The 19,214-nt window shown below is 39.6% G+C and carries 19 protein-coding genes; 2 read left to right on the plus strand and 17 right to left on the minus strand.

Annotated features, from left to right (window positions below; genetic code table 11):
- Positions 1-44: 44 nt before the first annotated feature.
- From K412_RS0105225 to K412_RS0105240, 4 genes are all read right to left on the minus strand, one after another.
- A complete protein-coding gene (locus tag K412_RS0105225) occupies positions 45-1,262 on the minus strand; it encodes an IS256 family transposase (RefSeq protein ID WP_024832135.1) in 1,218 nt (405 codons plus the stop codon).
- A 55-nt stretch (positions 1,263-1,317) separates the two neighbouring features.
- On the minus strand, positions 1,318-1,575 hold the full coding sequence (locus K412_RS20500; RefSeq protein ID WP_340139733.1) for a recombinase family protein: 258 nt from the start codon (positions 1,573-1,575) through the stop codon (positions 1,318-1,320).
- Between the two features lie 318 nt (positions 1,576-1,893).
- Positions 1,894-2,526 carry a SurA N-terminal domain-containing protein gene (locus tag K412_RS0105235; protein ID WP_024832137.1) on the minus strand — a complete coding sequence of 211 codons (633 nt, stop codon included), beginning with the start codon at positions 2,524-2,526 and terminating at the stop codon, positions 1,894-1,896.
- Positions 2,527-2,565: 39 nt separating this feature from the next.
- Entirely contained in the window at positions 2,566-3,138 is a 573-nt protein-coding gene (locus K412_RS0105240; protein ID WP_024832138.1) for a hypothetical protein, read from the minus strand.
- Between the two features lie 446 nt (positions 3,139-3,584).
- Here K412_RS0105240 and istA point away from each other — a divergent pair, with 446 nt between their 5' ends.
- Together istA and istB are read left to right on the plus strand one after the other, a co-directional pair.
- Positions 3,585-4,817 carry an IS21 family transposase gene (gene istA, locus K412_RS0105245; RefSeq protein WP_024831761.1) on the plus strand — a complete coding sequence of 411 codons (1,233 nt, stop codon included), beginning with the start codon at positions 3,585-3,587 and terminating at the stop codon, positions 4,815-4,817.
- Positions 4,814-5,608 (plus strand): IS21-like element helper ATPase IstB, encoded by a 795-nt coding sequence (gene istB, locus K412_RS0105250; RefSeq protein WP_024831762.1) that lies wholly within the window; start codon positions 4,814-4,816, stop codon positions 5,606-5,608. The genes istA and istB overlap by 4 nt, the downstream gene beginning before the upstream one ends.
- A gap of 187 nt (positions 5,609-5,795) precedes the next feature.
- Here istB and K412_RS0105255 read toward each other — a convergent pair whose 3' ends face one another.
- From K412_RS0105255 to cobK, 13 genes are read right to left on the minus strand one after another with little or no spacing between them, the layout of a single operon-like run.
- On the minus strand, positions 5,796-6,425 hold the full coding sequence (locus K412_RS0105255; RefSeq protein ID WP_024832139.1) for a precorrin-8X methylmutase: 630 nt from the start codon (positions 6,423-6,425) through the stop codon (positions 5,796-5,798).
- Positions 6,425-6,949 carry a cob(I)yrinic acid a,c-diamide adenosyltransferase gene (locus K412_RS0105260; protein WP_024832140.1) on the minus strand — a complete coding sequence of 175 codons (525 nt, stop codon included), beginning with the start codon at positions 6,947-6,949 and terminating at the stop codon, positions 6,425-6,427. The genes K412_RS0105255 and K412_RS0105260 overlap by 1 nt, the downstream gene beginning before the upstream one ends.
- Entirely contained in the window at positions 6,946-8,448 is a 1,503-nt protein-coding gene (locus tag K412_RS0105265; RefSeq protein WP_024832141.1) for a cobyric acid synthase, read from the minus strand. The genes K412_RS0105260 and K412_RS0105265 overlap by 4 nt, the downstream gene beginning before the upstream one ends.
- Positions 8,441-9,505 (minus strand): threonine-phosphate decarboxylase CobD, encoded by a 1,065-nt coding sequence (gene cobD / locus K412_RS0105270; protein WP_024832142.1) that lies wholly within the window; start codon positions 9,503-9,505, stop codon positions 8,441-8,443. The genes K412_RS0105265 and cobD overlap by 8 nt, the downstream gene beginning before the upstream one ends.
- The gene (gene cbiB, locus K412_RS0105275) at positions 9,493-10,446 is read right to left on the minus strand and encodes an adenosylcobinamide-phosphate synthase CbiB (RefSeq protein WP_024832143.1); all 954 of its coding nucleotides are present in this window, start codon (positions 10,444-10,446) and stop codon (positions 9,493-9,495) included. The genes cobD and cbiB overlap by 13 nt, the downstream gene beginning before the upstream one ends.
- Positions 10,443-11,786, minus strand: coding sequence for a cobyrinic acid a,c-diamide synthase CobB (locus K412_RS0105280; protein ID WP_024832144.1), 1,344 nt, complete (start codon positions 11,784-11,786; stop codon positions 10,443-10,445). Before K412_RS0105280 ends, cbiB begins: the two co-directional genes overlap by 4 nt.
- The gene (locus K412_RS0105285; RefSeq protein WP_024832145.1) at positions 11,776-12,975 is read right to left on the minus strand and encodes a bifunctional cobalt-precorrin-7 (C(5))-methyltransferase/cobalt-precorrin-6B (C(15))-methyltransferase; all 1,200 of its coding nucleotides are present in this window, start codon (positions 12,973-12,975) and stop codon (positions 11,776-11,778) included. The genes K412_RS0105280 and K412_RS0105285 overlap by 11 nt, the downstream gene beginning before the upstream one ends.
- Positions 12,972-13,334, minus strand: coding sequence for a sirohydrochlorin chelatase (locus tag K412_RS0105290; RefSeq protein WP_014256582.1), 363 nt, complete (start codon positions 13,332-13,334; stop codon positions 12,972-12,974). Before K412_RS0105290 ends, K412_RS0105285 begins: the two co-directional genes overlap by 4 nt.
- A complete protein-coding gene (hemL, locus tag K412_RS0105295) occupies positions 13,331-14,629 on the minus strand; it encodes a glutamate-1-semialdehyde 2,1-aminomutase (protein WP_024832146.1) in 1,299 nt (432 codons plus the stop codon). The genes K412_RS0105290 and hemL overlap by 4 nt, the downstream gene beginning before the upstream one ends.
- Positions 14,626-15,606 (minus strand): porphobilinogen synthase, encoded by a 981-nt coding sequence (gene hemB / locus K412_RS0105300; RefSeq protein WP_014256584.1) that lies wholly within the window; start codon positions 15,604-15,606, stop codon positions 14,626-14,628. The genes hemL and hemB overlap by 4 nt, the downstream gene beginning before the upstream one ends.
- Positions 15,572-17,101, minus strand: a complete 1,530-nt coding sequence (cobA, locus tag K412_RS0105305) for a uroporphyrinogen-III C-methyltransferase (protein ID WP_024832147.1) — start codon at positions 17,099-17,101, stop codon at positions 15,572-15,574. The genes hemB and cobA overlap by 35 nt, the downstream gene beginning before the upstream one ends.
- Positions 17,102-17,105: 4 nt before the next feature.
- Complete coding sequence (gene hemC / locus K412_RS0105310; protein ID WP_024832148.1) at positions 17,106-17,978, minus strand: hydroxymethylbilane synthase; 873 nt, start codon at positions 17,976-17,978, stop codon at positions 17,106-17,108.
- Complete coding sequence (gene cobK / locus K412_RS0105315; protein WP_024832149.1) at positions 17,975-19,204, minus strand: precorrin-6A reductase; 1,230 nt, start codon at positions 19,202-19,204, stop codon at positions 17,975-17,977. The genes hemC and cobK overlap by 4 nt, the downstream gene beginning before the upstream one ends.
- Between the last annotated feature and the right edge of the window lie 10 nt (positions 19,205-19,214).

Here is a 19,214-nt window from a genome sequence, read left to right on the forward strand (position 1 = left end):
ATGAGGACGAGCCCTTCAGGGCGGTGGGGGCTTTGCTCTATGTTTTAAATATAGTTATCCAGTCTCCCATCGTACATAATCATTAATTGACTCATGACCTGATCCCAATTCCGGTATCGTTGAGTCCATTTTTTTATTACATTCATTGATGCCAAATAAAGCATCTTTTCAAGAGAAGTATCAGAAGGAAAAACGGATTTTGTCTTAGTAACTTTTCTGAACTGCCGATGCAATCCTTCAATTATATTGGTTGTATATATTATTTTTCTTATCTGCTCTGGGAACTTGTAATATGGTGATAAAACTTCCCAATTGTTTTCCCAACTTTTAAATGCATATGGATAATCCTTGCCCCATTTGTTTTTCAGGTACTCAAACCGGTTTAATGCTATTTCTTCACTGGGGCTTGTGTAGACAGTTTTAAAATCCTTTGAAAAAGCCTTCAAATCCTTATATGAAACATATTTAAATGAGTTTCTTAGTTGATGAATTATACACCTTTGAATTTCTGACTTTGGAAAAGCAGCTGCAATAGCTTCTTTGAGCCCTGTAAGTCCGTCCACACAGAATATGAGTACATCTTCTATACCTCTGTTTTTAAGGTCATTTAACACACCTAACCAGAACTTGGAGGATTCGTTCTCTCCAATCCATATTCCAAGGATATCTTTCTTACCTGAAATATCTACACCCATAACAACATAAGCAGCTCTATTTACTATTTGTCCATCAGTTCTTACCTTGTAATGGATAGCATCCATAAATACAAAAGGATAGATAGCCTCAAGGGGCCTACCTTGCCATTCTTTTATTTCAGGAAGGATTCTTTCAGTTATTTTACTAACCATTTCAGCAGAAATATCTATTCCATAAAGCTCTTTAACCTGATCGTGAATATCTCTGGTAGACATGCCTCGGGCATAAAGAGAAATCACCTTATCCTCAATTCCTGATACATCCCTTTTGTACTTGGGAACTATTTTAGGCTCAAACTCACCTTTTCTGTCCCTTGGAATATCAATCTGTACAGGGCCGAATTCACTCTTTAGTTTTTTTGTTGAGTAACCGTTTCTACTGTTGTCGGTAATTTTATGTCTTGACTCATCTCGGGAATACCCAAGAGAAACATCCATTTCGGCTTCAAGCATTTCCTGAAGAACATCTTTAAATGCCTCCTTTAAAAAGGAGATTATTTCTCCGGGATTTTTAAAATCATTCTCCGCAATTATTTCCTGTACTAACTCTTTTGATAATACGCTCATAAAAAATACTCCTTTCTGGTTAATACTTAAATTCTTAACCATAAAAGAGTATTTCCTATGTTTCATACACAAAATTATTTACAGCGTCCATGAATTCAGGTCTTATTTCCTTTTTGGTTCCACTAATCCCCTCATCTGAGTAAATTCTAAAAAACTCCCATTGGTCGTTGTTTTTAATATATTTCGTGTAATGGCTTGACTGTGCTTCAAATGAATTTTGCTGTTCCTTATGCATGGAACTGACTCTGTAATATGCATAAACTCGTATTTTCCTATTATCAGCCGCTTCGCTCTCACAATTGCTTGCTTCAATAACAGACTTTCTTCACTACTCTCTCCTCCTCTTCTTTTAAAAAGTAGTGCTATGTTACCGTACTAATTTGAGGAATTCAAGTGTGATATTTATGGTTATCTAATTAAATTCAATTCGCATTAATTTTAGATGTGCGTGCTGAAGCATATAAGGATATTCTGCTATCGATGTCACGTCTTTACATGGCAAAGGGATTTAAAATTCGTTCGATGTTAATATTGTCCTAGTTACCTTAATATGTACAAAAATAATCCTTCAGTTGAAGTTAAACTGAAGGATTTTCATTTACGATAATCACAAGCATTTCTTATTGTTTAATTATTTTAAGAATGACTGTACTTTAGTCTTGCTTTTTATGTCTTTTACTTTCTGATTATAAAATTCAGAGAATTTAGAATTAAGCTCATTTTGATCTTCTATCTTATTATCCTTTTTAAACTTTTGCTTTAATGCATTTTTATATGCTCCGCATGTCAAAGCCTTTTTATAAGCAGGTTTGACACTTTCCCAGTATTCATCCTCACTCATATTTAACCCGCTAAAGTATTCCTTAAATGCTTCATATTGTTTACTGTCCATCTTTATTTGTTCCTGAGCTGATTTTATAGCAGCTTCAACCTGTTGGTCAGATACAAGAAACCCCTCCTTAATAGCTTGCTTATAAACTATTTGGCGATCAACTATTTTATTCAATATTTCCTCATCTGATAGTTTATTTTCATAATCTATTATTAATTTGTACGAGTCAAACCCTTTTTTTGTTATTTTTTCCCCATCAATAGTTGCAACTACGTCTTTACCAGCATTAGATAAAGCCTGTGATTGTTCTATTCCAAAGAGTTTCGCAACACTCTCACTTTTTGCAGATGTATACCCGACTACACCGCATATTAAAATACCTGCTGTAACCACTATGCTAATTACCACTTTTTTATTATTATTACTTTTCATAATAGACACTCCTCCAAACATTATATAATAAGTACTGTACTAAAAATTTACTGACACATTAATTGTTCTTGTGCTAGGTTGCAAATAAAGTGGCGGTAAAATAACTGCATCTGGAGCCCAAAAGGTTCCATATGATGAAGCAGTCATAGGTGAATATGGGAATGTCACGGTTGTATTTTTTGATTGGCAATCCCAAATCCAATCAGGATCAACTAATACATTGCCATCATACGATAAAGATTGGTATCCAAGGCTAGTACTACCACTACTATAAGTAATTTTGGGACTAGCAGTAACGTTTAAATCGTAAGAATAATAAGGAGATTCACCATTCCAATTTTGAGCACATGCAAAGACTGATTGCCTGCTTATACTGTACATTGTTGATTGTGGTTTTACATATTCACATGTAACTCTTACCAAACAATTTGCAGTGCATGCAATTATTGCCGATCCTCCTTCTTCATATTCACCAATTCCCCACAGTTGAGCACTCTGACTATAATTCGTTGCTGTCGTAGCAAATGCTAACGAATTAAAAGTTAACGTAATAATTACCACAAGTACCACAATGCTAGCTTTCTTACTAACTCTAAAATTGCTTTTGTTCATCTAGTTAGACCCCTTTTCCAAAGTATAATATGTGTAATTCTATTACTATGCTACCATTAATTTACATACTTGTAAATTATATTGTAAAATTTGGAGATTATCTAGCCTGTTTTTGAAATTTTATGGTATCAATAGAACTGAGATCTAGCACATAAAATTATTCCCTTAGGCACAGAAGGGGTGTTCTTGGGTGTTTTTAAATTCCACACTCAACTTCCGTTCCATCCAGCAAACTAACAATCAATCTGGAATCCTCATAGACTGTTATCTTCTCCACCAGATTAAAATACAACTCAATGTCAAACTGTTCTAATGGCTCAGTCTCTTTAAAAATGTGTCAATGACGGTGATAAAATGTAAGAAAACAGCGGTTAAATTTTGTATGTATATGGTGGTAACAAAATAACTTGTGATACACTTCAAATAAAACTTGGGGTGTACAAAGAATGAAAGGAAACTACTGGATGGAAATACGAAATGATCGCAAGAAAGGATTATCTTACACAGAGATTGCAAGGAAATATCATATGGATCCACGTACTGCAAAGAAATATGCAGAATCAGATATAAAACCTGTCTATCAGCTTACTGGTCCCAAACCTTCTAAATTAGACTCTTACAAGCACCAGATCGATTTATGGCTAGAAGAAGCACCATTTAGTGCAGTAAGAATTCATGAAAAGCTTCTAGAACAAGGCTGTAACTGCAAATATACCATAGTCCGTGAGTATGTTTCATCAAAAAAACAGGACTTAAATCAAAAAGCCACTGTCCGATTTGAAACGATGCCTGGACTTCAGGGACAGGTTGACTGGGGATTCTTTGAAAACTATAAGGTACTGGAAAATGGAGAATATAAAAAGCTTTACTGTTTTCTCATGGTTTTAGGGTATTCTAGAATGAGATATATTGAATTTGTAACAGATATGAGTACTTCAACACTAATACGTTGTCATGTAAATGCTTTTCGATATTTTGGAGGATATCCTGAAGAAATATTATACGACAATATGAAACAAGTTGTTGTAAAGCGATTATTAAAACAAGCTGACAGTGAACTCAATAGACAGTTTGAAGATTTTGCAGGATTTTATGGATATAAGCCTGTTCTATGTAGACCATATCGCGGACAGACAAAAGGAAAAGTAGAACGAACCGTTGCGTATGTTAGAGACAACTTTATGACAGGTATAAAATACGCTTCTCTCGATGACTTAAATGGACAGGCGTATGCATGGTGTAATAAGGTTAACAGCAAGGTTCATGGAACTACCAATGAACGTCCTATTGATCGATTGAGAGATGAGATGTTATCTCCATTAAAAAGAGAATACATAATAGACAAAATTAATCTTCGAAGAGTTGAAAAAGACTGCCTTATCAGCTATGCCGGTAATAAGTATTCTGTACCAGCAGAATATGTAGGCAAAGATGTGGCAGTCATTGTCCTTCAAAATATGTTAGCTGCATATTTTCAAGGAAAACAAATATCAATTCATAAATTATCATACAGTAAAAACACCTTAAACGTCAACAAAGAACACTATAAAACAATGTTGGTTAAACAGAGTTTTGATATAGAAAACACACTTCTACATAATCCAGATATTGTAGATTTTCCATCTCCAAAACATTCTCTTAAACAGTATGATGAGCTGATGGGAGGAGTAACATTTTGAGTGAACTAGCTTACGAAAGAATCAAGAACAACCTTGAAACATTAGGAATGAGAAATACACTTACGATTATTGATAATTACTTAGAGCAAGCCATTCATGAAAAGAGAAATATCGTCGATATCTTAGATCATATTTTCACAGAAGAAGCCAAGTCAAAGAAATCAAGAGCTGTGGAAAATCAAATTAAAATGTCAGGATTTCCATATAAAAAGACACTTGACATGTTTGACTTTGATTTTCAACCTAGCATTAACAGAGAGCAGATCATGGAACTTGCGACCATGCGCTTTGTGGAAAATAAAGAAAATGTTGTTTTTCTAGGTACTCCTGGTGTTGGCAAAACACATCTTGCTGTAGCACTTGGAATGATTGCTGCAGAGCATAGATATTCCACTTATTATATTAACTGCCATAACTTAATTACGCAGTTGAATAAAGCCCATTATGAAAATAGACTTCAGGAACGATTGAAGAACTTTGCCAAATACAAGGTACTAATCATTGATGAAATTGGATATCTTCCAATGGATATTCAAGGTGCAAACTTATTTTTTCAATTAATAGCCAAACGATATGAAAGAAATACAACCATATTTACTTCAAATAAAGCTTTTTCAGCATGGAATGAAGTATTCTCAGATATAACTATTGCCTCCGCTATTCTTGACAGAATTCTACATCATTGTCAAGTTGTAAGTATTAAAGGTGAAAGTTATCGTCTAAAGGAACGAAAGGAGATGATGACAGGAAGTACCACAATGGTAAATACATTATTTAAGACTAAGGAATAATTTTTTTGCCATAAAACAGCAAAATTTAAACGCTATAAAATTATAAAATCGAAACGTCATTGACAGTATTTTACTATGCCATAAATTGAAAGTCAATATTTACTAATAGATTTTTAATTAGTTCTTTCTTTTGATGCACCAATAATAGCTGTTTTGTCTATTTCATTGCATAGTTCCTCCTAACACTTTAGCTTTCACGTGGATATGCCATATACAAGAGAGCATTTACAATTGCCGCCGCCACATTACTGCCGCCTTTTCGCCCTCTTGCAACGATATAAGGAACACCGCTTTTCATAATAAGCTCCTTTGACTCGACGACATTCACAAAGCCTACTGGTACACCAATAATTAAAACAGGTTTTATTTTATTGCTTTTTATCAATTCATCCAGCTTGATAAGGGCTGTGGGCGCATTGCCTATAGCAAAAATAAGAGGCTTGTCCAATTCTGCCGCCTTTTCCATAGATACACTCGCACGGGTTGAATTTTGCTCTTTCGCCTTTCTTGCAACATCTTCATCTGCCATATAGCAATATGCCTTGCCGCCGGCTTTTGCCAAAGCAGCCTTGTTGATACCGGATAAAGCCATTTTGGTGTCTGTTACAATGTCAACCCCTTTCTTAATGGCTTCAAGCGCAATATTTATTACATTTTCGGAAAAGCAAAGATTATGAAGATAATCAAAATCCGCAGTAGTATGAATTACTCTCTTAACAATAGGCGCAACCTTCGCGTCCAGTTCAATATCTCCAATTTCCTGAGTTATTATTTTAAAGCTTCTCTTTTCAATTTCATCGGGTCTATACAATTTCATCAATATTCAATCCCCTCTCGTGCTTTAACACCACTATCAAATGGATGCCTGATTTTTTTAATTTCAGAGATATAATCGGCCAAACCAAGCAATTCCCCATCAGGATTTCTCCCTGTAAGAACTACTTCGGCATGGAGCGGCTTGGTCTTCAGAAAGTCCACTACTGCTTCTTTGTCAATAAGGTTTTTTTCTATTGCTCCAATAAGCTCGTAGAATATGATAAGGATTTTTTTATCACATGATATAACTTCAATAGCTTTTTCAAAGATTCTGTTATTTTCTATTTTAAGTGCCGCTTTCTCCTCATCGTTTAATTGCCAAGTAAATTTGCCCGGTTTTTTACTTCTTAAAATTAATACATTTTCCATTTTATCCAAAATGTTCAATTCACTTGTATTCCATGACTTTAAAAACTGAGCCAGAATTACCTTATAGCCGCTGCCGCAGGCACGCAATGCAAGTCCCAACGCTGCTGTCGTTTTCCCTTTCCCGTCGCCGCAATAAATATGAATCAACCCGTTCATAGAGTAACACCTTCATCAATAATTTTATAAATATACTTCATATCGAGAGATTTGCGGAGCTCATCTGCCAATTTGTCATATTCCCGCTCTTTATGCGCTTTAACGTCACAGCTTAAGGTTTCATTGTATTCAAGACCTTTTTTGTTGTACAAAGCTTTTATAATGGTCTTTAAAACCTCTTCGCTGTCAAAAATTCCATGGACATAGCTGCCATAAACATTCCCCTGGCAAAGCCCGTCGGTTTTCTCACCGCCGTCCATGCTTTTCAGCATCGACAAAAAGCCTTCAGCCTTTGTTATACCCATATGTATTTCATAGCCCTCGAAGCTTTTTCCATTGAGCTCTGAAAAAATACCACCAGCGCATTTAAAAATGCCGCTTACTCTGGTTCTTGTCTTTTCCTTTTCAAATACGGTATGGGCATCAATGAGTCCCAAGCCCTTTATTTCGCCGCCGCCTTCCACATTGTAAGGGTCCTTAAGGCTTTTGCAGAGCATCTGATATCCGCCGCAAATACCGAATACAGGATTCCCCCTGCTTGCATATTTTAATATTTCAGCCTCAATACCGCACTCTCTCATCCATTTTAAATCGTCAATTGTATTTTTTGTTCCCGGTAGAATCAGCAAATCCGGACACTTAAATTCCTTTGCACTCGAAATATATCTAACCTTGGCTCCCAAAATCAATTCAAAAGCATTAAAGTCCGTAAAATTTGAGATTCGGGGAAGTTTTATGACAGCAATATCAATGTCCACCAACACACTGCTATTTTCAAATACTTCAGAAAGGCTGTCCTCATCATCTATTCTCATAGTCATGTATGGAACTACACCGACTGTTGGAACAGGTATAAGGTCTTCCAGCATTTTAAGCCCCGGCTCCAGGATCTTGATATCGCCTCTGAACTTATTGATGATGTTCCCTTTAATATACTTCTTTTCAGTTTCATTCAGTAGCATGTAAGTTCCGTAAAGTGAAGCAAACACACCGCCTCTGTCAATATCTCCAACAATCAGCACAGGGGAATTTGCCATCTTTGCCATGCCCATATTGACTATGTCATTTTCTTTTAAGTTTATTTCTGCCGGGCTCCCTGCACCTTCAATCACTATAATGTCATTTTCAGCGGCAAGGGAGCTATAGCTTTTCATAATTTCCGGTATATATCTTGTTTTGTTTTTATAGTAATCCATAGCTTTCATATTGCCCACAACCTCGCCATTGACAATGACCTGTGAACCTTTGTCGCTTGTGGGCTTCAAGAGGATGGGATTCATCCTGACATCCGGCTTCTTATATGCGGCTTCGGCCTGTACAACCTGAGCTCTGCCCATTTCAAGCCCGTCCTCAGTTATATAGGAATTCAGTGCCATATTCTGTGACTTGAAAGGCGCCACCCTATAGCCGTCCTGTGAAAAAATCCTGCAAAGTCCTGCAGTTATAAGGCTTTTGCCTGCATTAGAAGTTGTCCCCTGTATCATGATTGCCTTAGCCATTTTTTATTACCTCGCTTATTGCATTAATCAGCTTTTCATTGTCTTCACGGCATCTGACAGCTATTCTGTAATATGTATCGTCAAGTCCTTTGAAGTTGGCGCATTTCCTTATCAGTACGCCCTTTTTATAAAGCCTGTCATACAAATCCGTCTGTTCTGCTTTAAATAAAATAAAGTTAGTATGGCTTTCAAAAACCGTGAAGCCAAAGCTGCTTAAGTTTTTTGACAAATAGCCTCTTTCTTCATCTATGATCCTGGCAGTCCTTATTAGATAATCCTTATCTCCAATTGCGGCGATCCCTGCTACTTGAGCAGGTGTCGACACGCTCCACGGCTGCCCGGCTTTTTCAATCTTCAACAGTATTTCTTTATTGCTGCATAAGCAATACCCGAGCCTGAACCCCGCCATCGCGAATATTTTCGTAAAAGCCTTTACAATTATCACATTGTCAAAATCCTCAAGATACTCTATAAAGCTATAGCTCTTCTTTTCAGCGACAAAATCCATGAAGCATTCGTCAATGACCAAAATACAGTTTTCCTTTCGGCATTTTTCTGCAAGCTTGTATATTAAGCTCCTGTCTGCCAAATTTCCCGTCGGGTTGTTTGGGTTACAAATGAAAACAATATCCTTACCTGACACTTGCTCCAATATGCCGGTTCCCACAGTAAAGCCATATTCAGGGCTTAATCCAAAATACTCGATTTTACAGCCGGTGTTCTCAAGGGCCTGTCCGTATTCGGAAAAGGTTGGCGCTGTGAGGAGAGCAATCTTCGGTCTTAAGGCATAGCATATTCTGTAGATTATATCTGCCGCGCCGTTTCCGAACAGTATGCAGTCCGCTTCAAATTTTTCATAGGCACTTACAGCTTCCTTCAGCTTACGGCAATTAGTATCCGGATAGGCACTATAGCTTTCAATACTCTGAGCCAACGCCTTTTTAACATTGTCAGGCAAACCCAGAGGGTTTATATTAGCCGAATAATCAAGCGGTTTTGCTCCATTCATCTCCATATATGAATAGATATCGCCGCCGTGCATTGCTATATCATCCACCAGATACACCCCCTTACAATCATGGCAGCAATCACTGCTAAAACAGAAGTCGTATACATCAATTTGTTTGTGAGAACTATATCCTGAGCTACAATTTCCCGATTATTATCACCAATAGTCGGCTTATGGACAAGCTGTCCGAAATAATAGGCATTGCCCGCCAGCTGTACATTCAAAGCTCCGGCGCATACCGACTCGGTTTGTGCAGAATTTGGGCTTTTATGGTTTTTCCTATCTCTTAGAAACATTCTAAAAGCATTTTTATAGTCCAGGCCGTTCAATGCGCTTGCCGCAATCATAAGCAGTGCAGTTATCCTTGCCGGTATGAAGTTTGCAATGTCATCAAGCCTTGCAGCAACCTTTCCGAATTTTTCATACTTTTCATTTCTGTAGCCTATCATGGAGTCCATTGTGTTAATCGCCTTGTATAAAAAAGCAAGGGGCGCGCCTCCTATTGCCATATAAAAAAGCGGAGCTACGACACCGTCAGTGGTGTTCTCGGCTATCGTTTCGACTGTGGCTTTTGTGATACCCTTAGCATCCAAATTCTGCGTATCCCTTCCGACAATGTAGGATAAGTATTTTCTAGCTTCCGGATAATTGCCTTCATTGAGAGGGTAATAAACCTTCATACTCTCTTTTTTCAGGGATTTTACGGCAAAAATCTGGTAGCAGAAGTAAATTTCAATCCCCATAGCCAGATAGTAATTCAAAGTATTTGCCAGATACAGTATCAAAAATGGAACAAAAAAAGCTAATCCCGATATAACCAGCACGAGAACTGTCCCTGCAAAAAGCTCGTTTTTTACGATTTTTCTTAACATTTTCTCCAAAGCACTGATTGCCTTTCCAATTATACACACGGGATGAAGTAGCCAGTATGGATCTCCGAATATCAAATCAAGTATGAAAGCAATACCAATAACAAACAGATATCTCATTTTTTGTACTCCTCACATTTTTTAATAAATCTAGCTGCCATTTGAATGTTCCCCCAGAAATGAATGTGAGGGTAAAGAGCGAATACGTTCTCCTTGCAATATCCGGTTTCCCACGTTTTCCCGCTTGCTTTTCTGGCTGTAAGGCTACCGGAATCAGAATCATTTTTAGAATAATGAAATTCGTGGGCAGTGGCGGACTCTCCATGCTCCAAAAGCATGGTGTTGTCCTTTGCAGTCAATGTAACATACCCGAAATTCTGAAGTTTCTCCGTCATCTCAAAGCCCGGTTCAATTATGTGGGTCATTGCATAGGAATTAATACTTTTTCCCAGGTACATAAAGCCGCCGCATTCGGCATAAATCGGCATTCCCTCACGCCATGCAGCTCTTATGCTGTTTATCATTCCGGCATTTTTGCTGAGCTTTTCAAGATAAAGCTCCGGATATCCGCCTCCTAATATCAAGCCGTCAACATCCTCCGTCAGCCTAATGTCCTCAGTAGGTGAAAAATATATCAGCTTTGCACCCATTTTTTCGAGAAGCTCAAGGCTGTCCTGATAATAAAAGCAAAATGCCCTGTCCTTAGCAACTGCAATTCTTACATCTGATATTTGCTCAACTTCAATTTTCTCATAGTCAAAATGTTCCGCATTATTTGCAATATCAAGAAGCAGGTCCAAATCTATAGTCTCTTCTGCTATAGCAGCAAGTAATTCCGTCTTTTGCTTCAGCGAACCTATTTCTTTTGCGGTAACCAGCCCCAAATGACGGCTCCCAATGACTGCCTCGGGTTCAAAAGGCATATAACCTGCCACTCTTATTCCAAGACGGTTTTCAATAGTTTCTTTGTACATTTTATACATGTGCTTTGAAACATTATTTAAAACTACAGCTTCAATCCTGTTTTTATCAAAATCCAGATAACCCTTTATCATAGCGGCAACGGAGACCGAAGCTCCCTTGCAGTTAACTACCAAAACTGCAGGAATTCCAAGCTTGTTTGATATATCCCATGAAGAGTTTTCACCGGTATTTCCACCCACCCCATCGTAAAAGCCCATAACGCCTTCCACGACCGAAACATCAGTATTCTCGCTGTTTTTGGCAAAAAGGTATCTTGCCTGCCTTTCTCCGCATAAAAATAAATCAATATTCCTTGAGTTTGTCTCAATTATTTCGCTGTGAAACATAGGGTCAATATAGTCAGGGCCGCATTTAAAGGCAGCTACCTTGAGCCCTCTGTTCTTTAACGCTTTTAGTATTGCACAGGTCACTGTTGTTTTTCCGCAGCCGCTGTTTGTTCCAGCTATCATGATTCTGTTGATTTTTTTATTTATCATTCTTTTCACCATAGATTATGTAAATAGGATTGTTTGCTATCATCATATTGTAGCTTCCGGCCTTTTTGCTTTTTGAACAATTCAGACAAACAATATCTGTTTCAAAATTTATCTCTTTGAATGCCTCAAGGGCCTCAGTTAAAGTCTCAAGGGTTATTGCCGTAATCAAAATTTTTACATCTTCATTTGCCCTATACAGGCTTTTAACCAATTTATCCAGATTGCCTCCGCTTCCTCCGATAAACACCTTGTCCGGGACAGGCAGCTTCCTTATTTCCTCCAATGCCTCTCCAAAGACGGGTATTACATTTAACGCGCCGAGATCGGACTTGTTTTTACAGAGAAGCTCAAATGCATTGTCTTTTTTCTCTATAGCGAAAACCAATCCTTCGTGGGCTTTTCTAGCCATTTCTATAGCTACCGAGCCGCTGCCCGCCCCTATGTCAAACAAAACATCCCGTGCTTCTATCTTCATCATGTTTACTGCAACCCAGCGCACTTCCTGCTTCGTCATTGGAGTTTCATTCCTTGAAAGCTCCTTGTCAAAAAGGGGCATATCCCTGTTTACACAATTCTCATTCTCAAACAAAAGAACCGTAAGGCTGTCAAAGGAAATCTCAGAAAGCTCCTCCACCGTTCCGCATAAAATTCTTTCACCCGGCATTGAAAGCAGCTCCCCGGCTGTAACTTTTATCCCTGACAAGCCATTTTGCTTAAGATCCTTTAATATTTTCGAAGCGTTGTTAGCCCCGCCGGTCAGAACAAAAGTGTACCGGTTATATGCGATACTCCCCGGAAGATTACCTTCTCTTCCATGGAGGCTCACAGCTCTGACATCCTCATAGCTTAGCTTGATTTTACTGCAAAGATATTGAAGACTGCTGATTCCGCATGTAAAGAACACATCAAAATCAATTCTGAATTTTTCATCCAGCCTTTTTGCCATACTGAAAAATCCCACATCTCCGGAAACAAGAACAGCCATTTTTTGAGCTTTTGAGCTTCTTATTTTCTCTTCGATGTCCTGATATGAACATTTAATAATACCCTCTTTGAAGTCTTTGTACAAATCTCCGATTCTGTCAAATGCATAGACCTCATGGCAGATTTCCAGCAGCTTCGCACCATGTCCTGTGATTTCCTCCGGCGCCCCGGGGCCGCATCCGATTATGAATATTTGCTTTTTCATAATGCATCCCTTATCCTGTCGGCTAATATTTCCGCCAATCTTTTATCCGCTCCCAGCGTCTTTCCCATTGTAATTTTTACATCCTTATTTTCTTTAAGGTATTTGTCAATTTCCTTCGGAATATCTTCTTTTATGTGTACACCTTCAAACAGGAAATAAGGTATGACAATTATGTTATCAACACCTTTTGCTCTCAGCTTTTCAAGCCCGGTATGAAGATCCAGGTTTGAAAACTGCAGGTATGCAGTTTCAATAATTTCCTCACTGAATATTTCTCCAAGATAATTTACAACCTGCTGTAAAGTCTGCTCTGTTGACTTCTCCCTGCTTCCATGGGCCAGTATCAGTATTCCTCTCATGCAAAATCTCCTCCGTTTTTCATTTCTCTCAAGGATTTTTCTGCTTTTTCCAATGTTTTTTCTATGTCTTCCTCTGTATGCGCATCACTCACAAACATGGCTTCAAATTGTGCAGGCGCCATATGTATACCGTTATCCAACATATGCTTGAAAAATTTTGCATAAAGCTTTGTATTGCTGCTTTTAGCAGTTTTAAAATCAGTTACAGCTTCCTTTGTAAAAAATACGCATAACAGGGATCTGACCCTGTTCACAGTGAGAGTCAGCTCCAGCTCTTTTGCCATCCTCTTAAATCCTTTTTCCAGTGACTCTGCCATTCTGTCTATTCGCAAATATATATCCTTGTTTTCCTTAAGTTCCGTCAACTGTGCTATTCCTGCTGCCATCGCTATGGGATTTCCAGAAAGGGTACCCGCCTGATAAACTCCCCCAAGGGGTGATACAAGCTCCATAATCTCTTTTCTTCCCCCATATGCCCCAACAGGCATACCTCCTCCGATAATTTTGCCGAAGGTGACAATATCCGCTCTGACATCAAAATATTCCTGTGCTCCTCCCGGGCAAAGCCTAAATCCTGTAATGACCTCATCAAAAATCAGAAGCGCTCCGTTTTCATCACATAGAGCTCTGAGTCCGGCAAGAAAATTATCCCGTGGAGGAACTACACCCATATTGGCCGCCACAGGTTCAAGGATGACAGCAGCAATTTCTCCCTTGTTTTCTGCAAAGAGTCGTCTCACACTCTCTATATCATTATAATCTGCAATCAGAGTATTTCTTGCAAATTCACCAGTTACACCAAGACTGTCGGGATGTGAAAGAGTCAAAGCCCCCGATCCCGCCTTAACTAGCATACTGTCGCAGTGTCCATGGTAGCAGCCATCAAATTTTATTATTTTACTTGTTTCAGTAAAGGCACGGGCAAGCCGTAAGGCACTCATGACAGCTTCTGTTCCGCTGTTTACCATCCTTATCATATCAATTCCCGGAACCATGGAAGTAATAAGCTCAGCCATTATTACTTCTTTCTCCGTCGGTGCGCCAAAGCTCAACCCGTAATCGACAGCCTTTTTGACGCTTTCTGCTATCTTTTTATTGTTATGTCCCAGAATCATGGGCCCCCATGAACAGACATAATCAATATATTCTCTATCCTCTACATCATAAATTTTGGAGCCGTTCGCTCTTTTTATAAAAACAGGTTCTCCTCCAACTGCCCTGTAAGATCTCACAGGACTATTCACCCCGCCCGGCATTACACTCCTGGCTCTGTCAATCAAACTGCTGCTCATCATCCGATATCTCCCTTCTCAATTGCTTTTGATAATTCCTTTGCATAGTACGTTATAAGCATGTCCGCACCTGCTCTGAACATACTGACGGCACTTTCGCACATAACAGCATATTCATTAACAAGGCCCAACTTGGCAGCGCTTTTTATCATTGCGTACTCACCGCTTACGCTGTATGCGCAAATGGGGTTTTGTGTTTTATCCTTAAGCTCTCTTATAATGTCAAGATAAGCCATGGCCGGCTTTACCATCAAAATATCCGCACCCTCCTGAATATCCAGCATGGCTTCCTTTAAAGCTTCACGCCTGTTGTGATAATCCATCTGGTATGTCTTTCTGTCCCCAAAGGCTGGAGCAGATTTGGCCACATCTCTGAACGGTCCGTAAAACGACGAAGCATATTTTACTGAATACGACATGATTGGAGTATCATGAAAGCCTTTGCCCTCAAGGGTTTTCCTTATTTCTGCAACCCTGTTGTCCATCATGTCTGACGGAGCGACAATATCAGCCCCGGCTTCAACATGGGAAAGAGCGATTTTAGCAATGTAGGGAAGCGTCAGGTCATTTATGACCTTGCCGTCCTTCACTATGCCGCAGTGTCCGTTTGCCGTATATTCGCACATACAGACATCTGTTATTACAGTTATTTCCGGATACCTTTCCTTGATTTTCCTTACGGCTTTTTGTACGACTCCGTCTTCGCTATAAGCTCCGCTCCCTTCATCATCTTTTTTATCGGGAATACCGAAAAGCAAAACCGATTTAACGTTGGCATTAAGAATATCTTCTATCCCTGCCTGTACGGTATCGGGGCTGTAATAGTTATGTCCCTCTAAAGATTCTATGGGCTCGATAATTCCGTTCCCTTCCTTTATGAACAATGGAAGTATTAATGCTTTGGATGAAATCCTTGTTTCTCTTGCCAAATCCCTTATGTTTTTATCATTTCTCAGTCTTCGTGGCCGTATTGCGTTCATATTGCACCTCCGTAATTTTACTTATCATTGAATCAATGGTTGCCTCATCCGATATATAGTGCTTGATTCCATATTTTTCAGCAGCTTTTGAAGTTTGGCTGCCAATACATATTCCCGTTATCTTGCCTAAGTCAATTCCTTGTATTGATCCGACAAAGCCTTCAACAGTCGATGCGCTCGTAAATGTCACATAAATGCCTGGATTACCATTTATTAGAGCCTCTATGTCCCGGCTTCCCTTATTGACATATAAGGTATCATATACCGGAACATCTTCAAATGCTCTTTCATTTTCTTTTAGAACAGCCGTTATTTCAGCACTACCCTTTAAAGCTCTCAAAAGAAGTATTTTTTCATCAGCACCCGCTATTTTACAAAGCCCTTCCGCCAGATGCTTTCCGTCAAAAATCTCAGGTATGTAGTCTGCTATAATTCCGTAGCCGGCAAGCGTTTCAGCAGTCTGACTCCCGATTGCGGCAAATTTTTGACCGGCCAGAATTCTAATGTCCTTGTTTTGCCTATTCAAATATTCAAACAGGATATTAACTCCGTTTTTACTTGTAAAAACAATCCATGAGTACTCTTTGATGTTGCTTACTACTCTTTCCAACCGGCTGTTATTTTCAATTTCCTTTATCTCAATGCATGGATATTCTATAACATCTGCACCCAGTTCCTTAAGCTTGGCGGTCAATGTACCGGCAGAGTCCTTAGGTCTTGTTACAATGATTTTCACACCCATGAGCTCTCTTTTTGAAAACCAGTCAAATTTGTCACTCAGACCACAAACCTTTCCTACCACAATAACGGCAGGAGATTTGACGCTTTTCTCTACAGCCTTTTCATAAAGGTTTTCAATTGTGCCCAGAATTTTTCTCTGACCGGCTCTTGTTCCATTTTCAATAATTGCAGCCGGCATATGCTTATCCATACCTTCTGCCAAAAGTCCATCAAGTATTTGTCGCAGAGAAGAAATCCCCATTAGAAAGACTAATGTGCCTCCTGACTGTACAAGTGCTTTGAAGTTAACCGACAGCTCTTCGCCCTTCTTTTGATGTCCCGTTATGACGTGAAAGCTGCTGCAATAATCCCTGTGGGTTATGGGAATCCCTGCAAATGCAGGCGCAGAAATCGCTGAGGTAATACCCGGAACCACCTCGAAAGGAATCCCGTTTAGCTCCAGAAGCTCCAGCTCTTCTCCGCCGCGTCCGAATACAAAGGGATCTCCACCCTTTAACCTTATTACCAGTTTTCCCGCTAAGGCTTCATCCACAAGAATTCTGTTGATTTCTTCCTGAGGCACCGGATGCCTGCCGCTTTCCTTACCCACATCTATTTTTTTTGCATTGTCCGGTATCAGCTCCAGAATATCATCTGAAACAAGCCTGTCATAAACAACAACCTCAGCCTTTTTTATATATTCCATTCCTTTAAGGGTTAAAAGCCCCCTGTCGCCCGGACCTGCCCCTACCAAAACCACAAAGCCCTTTTTCATGAAGTCAGCACGCCTCCCCCTTGAGCCTCTTTGCAAGCGAAATACCCATTTTGACTGCATCTTCAGCCCTGCCATACTCTATACCTTTTATTGCTATATTTTTTTCTTCGTTCACATAGAGCCCTCTTAGCACTAATTTATCGTTTTCGAAATATGCATAAGCTGCAACCGGCGATGAGCAGCCTCCATCCAAAGCGGCAACAAAGGCACGTTCGGCATCGGAAACTATTTTTGACCTTTCACTATGGAAATTAGCGAGATAGCGTGTATCTTCACCTTTCCTGGTCTGAACGGCAATGATTCCCTGACAGGCCGCAGGCATTATTTCTTCCGTTGTAAAATACCTGCTGATCCTGTTTTCCAGTCCAAGCCTCTTAATCCCGGCGGCAGCCAGAATAATTCCACAGTATTCTCCGTCATCCAGCTTTTTTAGCCTGGTGATAACATTCCCTCTGAGTGGCTCGATATTGTCAAAGCCAAGAGCTTTAAGCTGCAGCATCCTTCTTTTGCTGGAGCACCCTAGCGGCTTGCTTTTATCACCTTGATTTACAGGAAGGATGAGAACATCCCTCTCGTCTTCCCGTTCCGACAAGGCCACCACGGGTAATTCAGAATTAATTTCCATGGGCATATCCTTGTAACTGTGTACAGTTATATCCACACCTCCGTTTCGCAGCGCTTCGTCCAATTCCTTAACAAACAATCCCTTGCCACCGATTTTATCAAGGGTTTTGTCTAAAATTCTGTCCCCTGTTGTTTTCATGGTGACTAATTCAACTTCTATATTACTGTCGTATTTTTTTATGGCATCTATGACCATCTGAGCCTGTATGACTGCAAGTCCACTGTCCCTGCTGCCAACTCTCACTGTTTTCATGTTTGCTCCCTCCGGTTCTTTAAGAATTCCCTTATTCTTGCAGCCGTTTCCTTTGCCGCTTTATGGTTGCTGCCGTCCTTTGAAATCAGTCCGCCTGTAACCTCCCCGTTTTCAAATATAGCAGGGAAGTAAAAATCGCACAGCTCTTTTCTGTCACATACATTTACTGGAATCCCCTCTTTCCGTGCGTCATTGCAGACCTTTTCATTCACATCCCTGTCGTCCGTTGCAGCAATTGCCATGAAAGCGCCATTCAGGTCACCCGGCAGGTAATTTCTTTCAATTAGTGTAAGCTTGTTTTCGCCGGCTAAAAGCTTTATACTTTCCGACTGGCAGGCAGCAATCACAACCAACTCCGCGCCATAGCGTATAAGAACCTGGACTCTTCTTGTGGCAATCCTTCCCCCTCCGATGACAACAACCTTTTTGTTTTTCAGGCTAATAAACATTGGAAAATGGGACAAGGATTCTTCTTGCGTAATTCCAAATTCCTTTTGAAAATATATAAACATTTCCTCCAGCGTCATGCCTTCTTCTTTACAAGGCCTTCCTATCAATATAACCTTTGTCCCCAGCTTTCTTGCTGCATCAATCTTCTCCTGAAAGCCTCCGCTTTTCCCGGTTTCCTTTGTTACCAAAAACTTAGCATTGATTTGTTCCATGGTCGCCAAATTCATATTCTCACTGAAGGGTCCCTGCATGCAAATTATATTCGTCGCGCTAAAGCCTGCATCCGAACATGCCTTTATTGCCTCAGCCGTTGGCAGTACTCTGACAAAAACTCTTTCTCTGTAATTTTCGATTTTTGAATATGGCAGCAACTCCTTACTTCCGGTTGTCACAAAAATATTTCCCTCTGTACCGTTAAGATAGGCACATGCTGCTTCTATGCTTGAAAACTCTAGGACATTTTCATATTCCAATGAAGGCCTTACCAGCCTCATCACAGCCTTGCCGCATCTTTTCGCAGCCTCCTTTACATTCTCCGAAATGATTTTGGCATAAGGGTGTGTTGCGTCCACAATATAGTCATAGCTTTTTATAAGTTCTGTAATCTCTTCAAGGGAAAGCCTTCCCTCCTTTACCGACAAAAAAGGCATGTCAGGCATCACCAGTGAACCGTATCCGGTGGCTACAGCTGCTGTAACCTCAACACCGTTTTCGGCTAAAAAAGTACTTAACTTTCTTCCTTCATTTGTTCCTGCAAATACAATCACTTTTTTCATCTTATTCTAC

The sequence above is a fragment of the Ruminiclostridium josui JCM 17888 genome (genome assembly GCF_000526495.1).
Classification (GTDB): Bacteria; Bacillota; Clostridia; order Acetivibrionales; family DSM-1351; genus Ruminiclostridium; species Ruminiclostridium josui.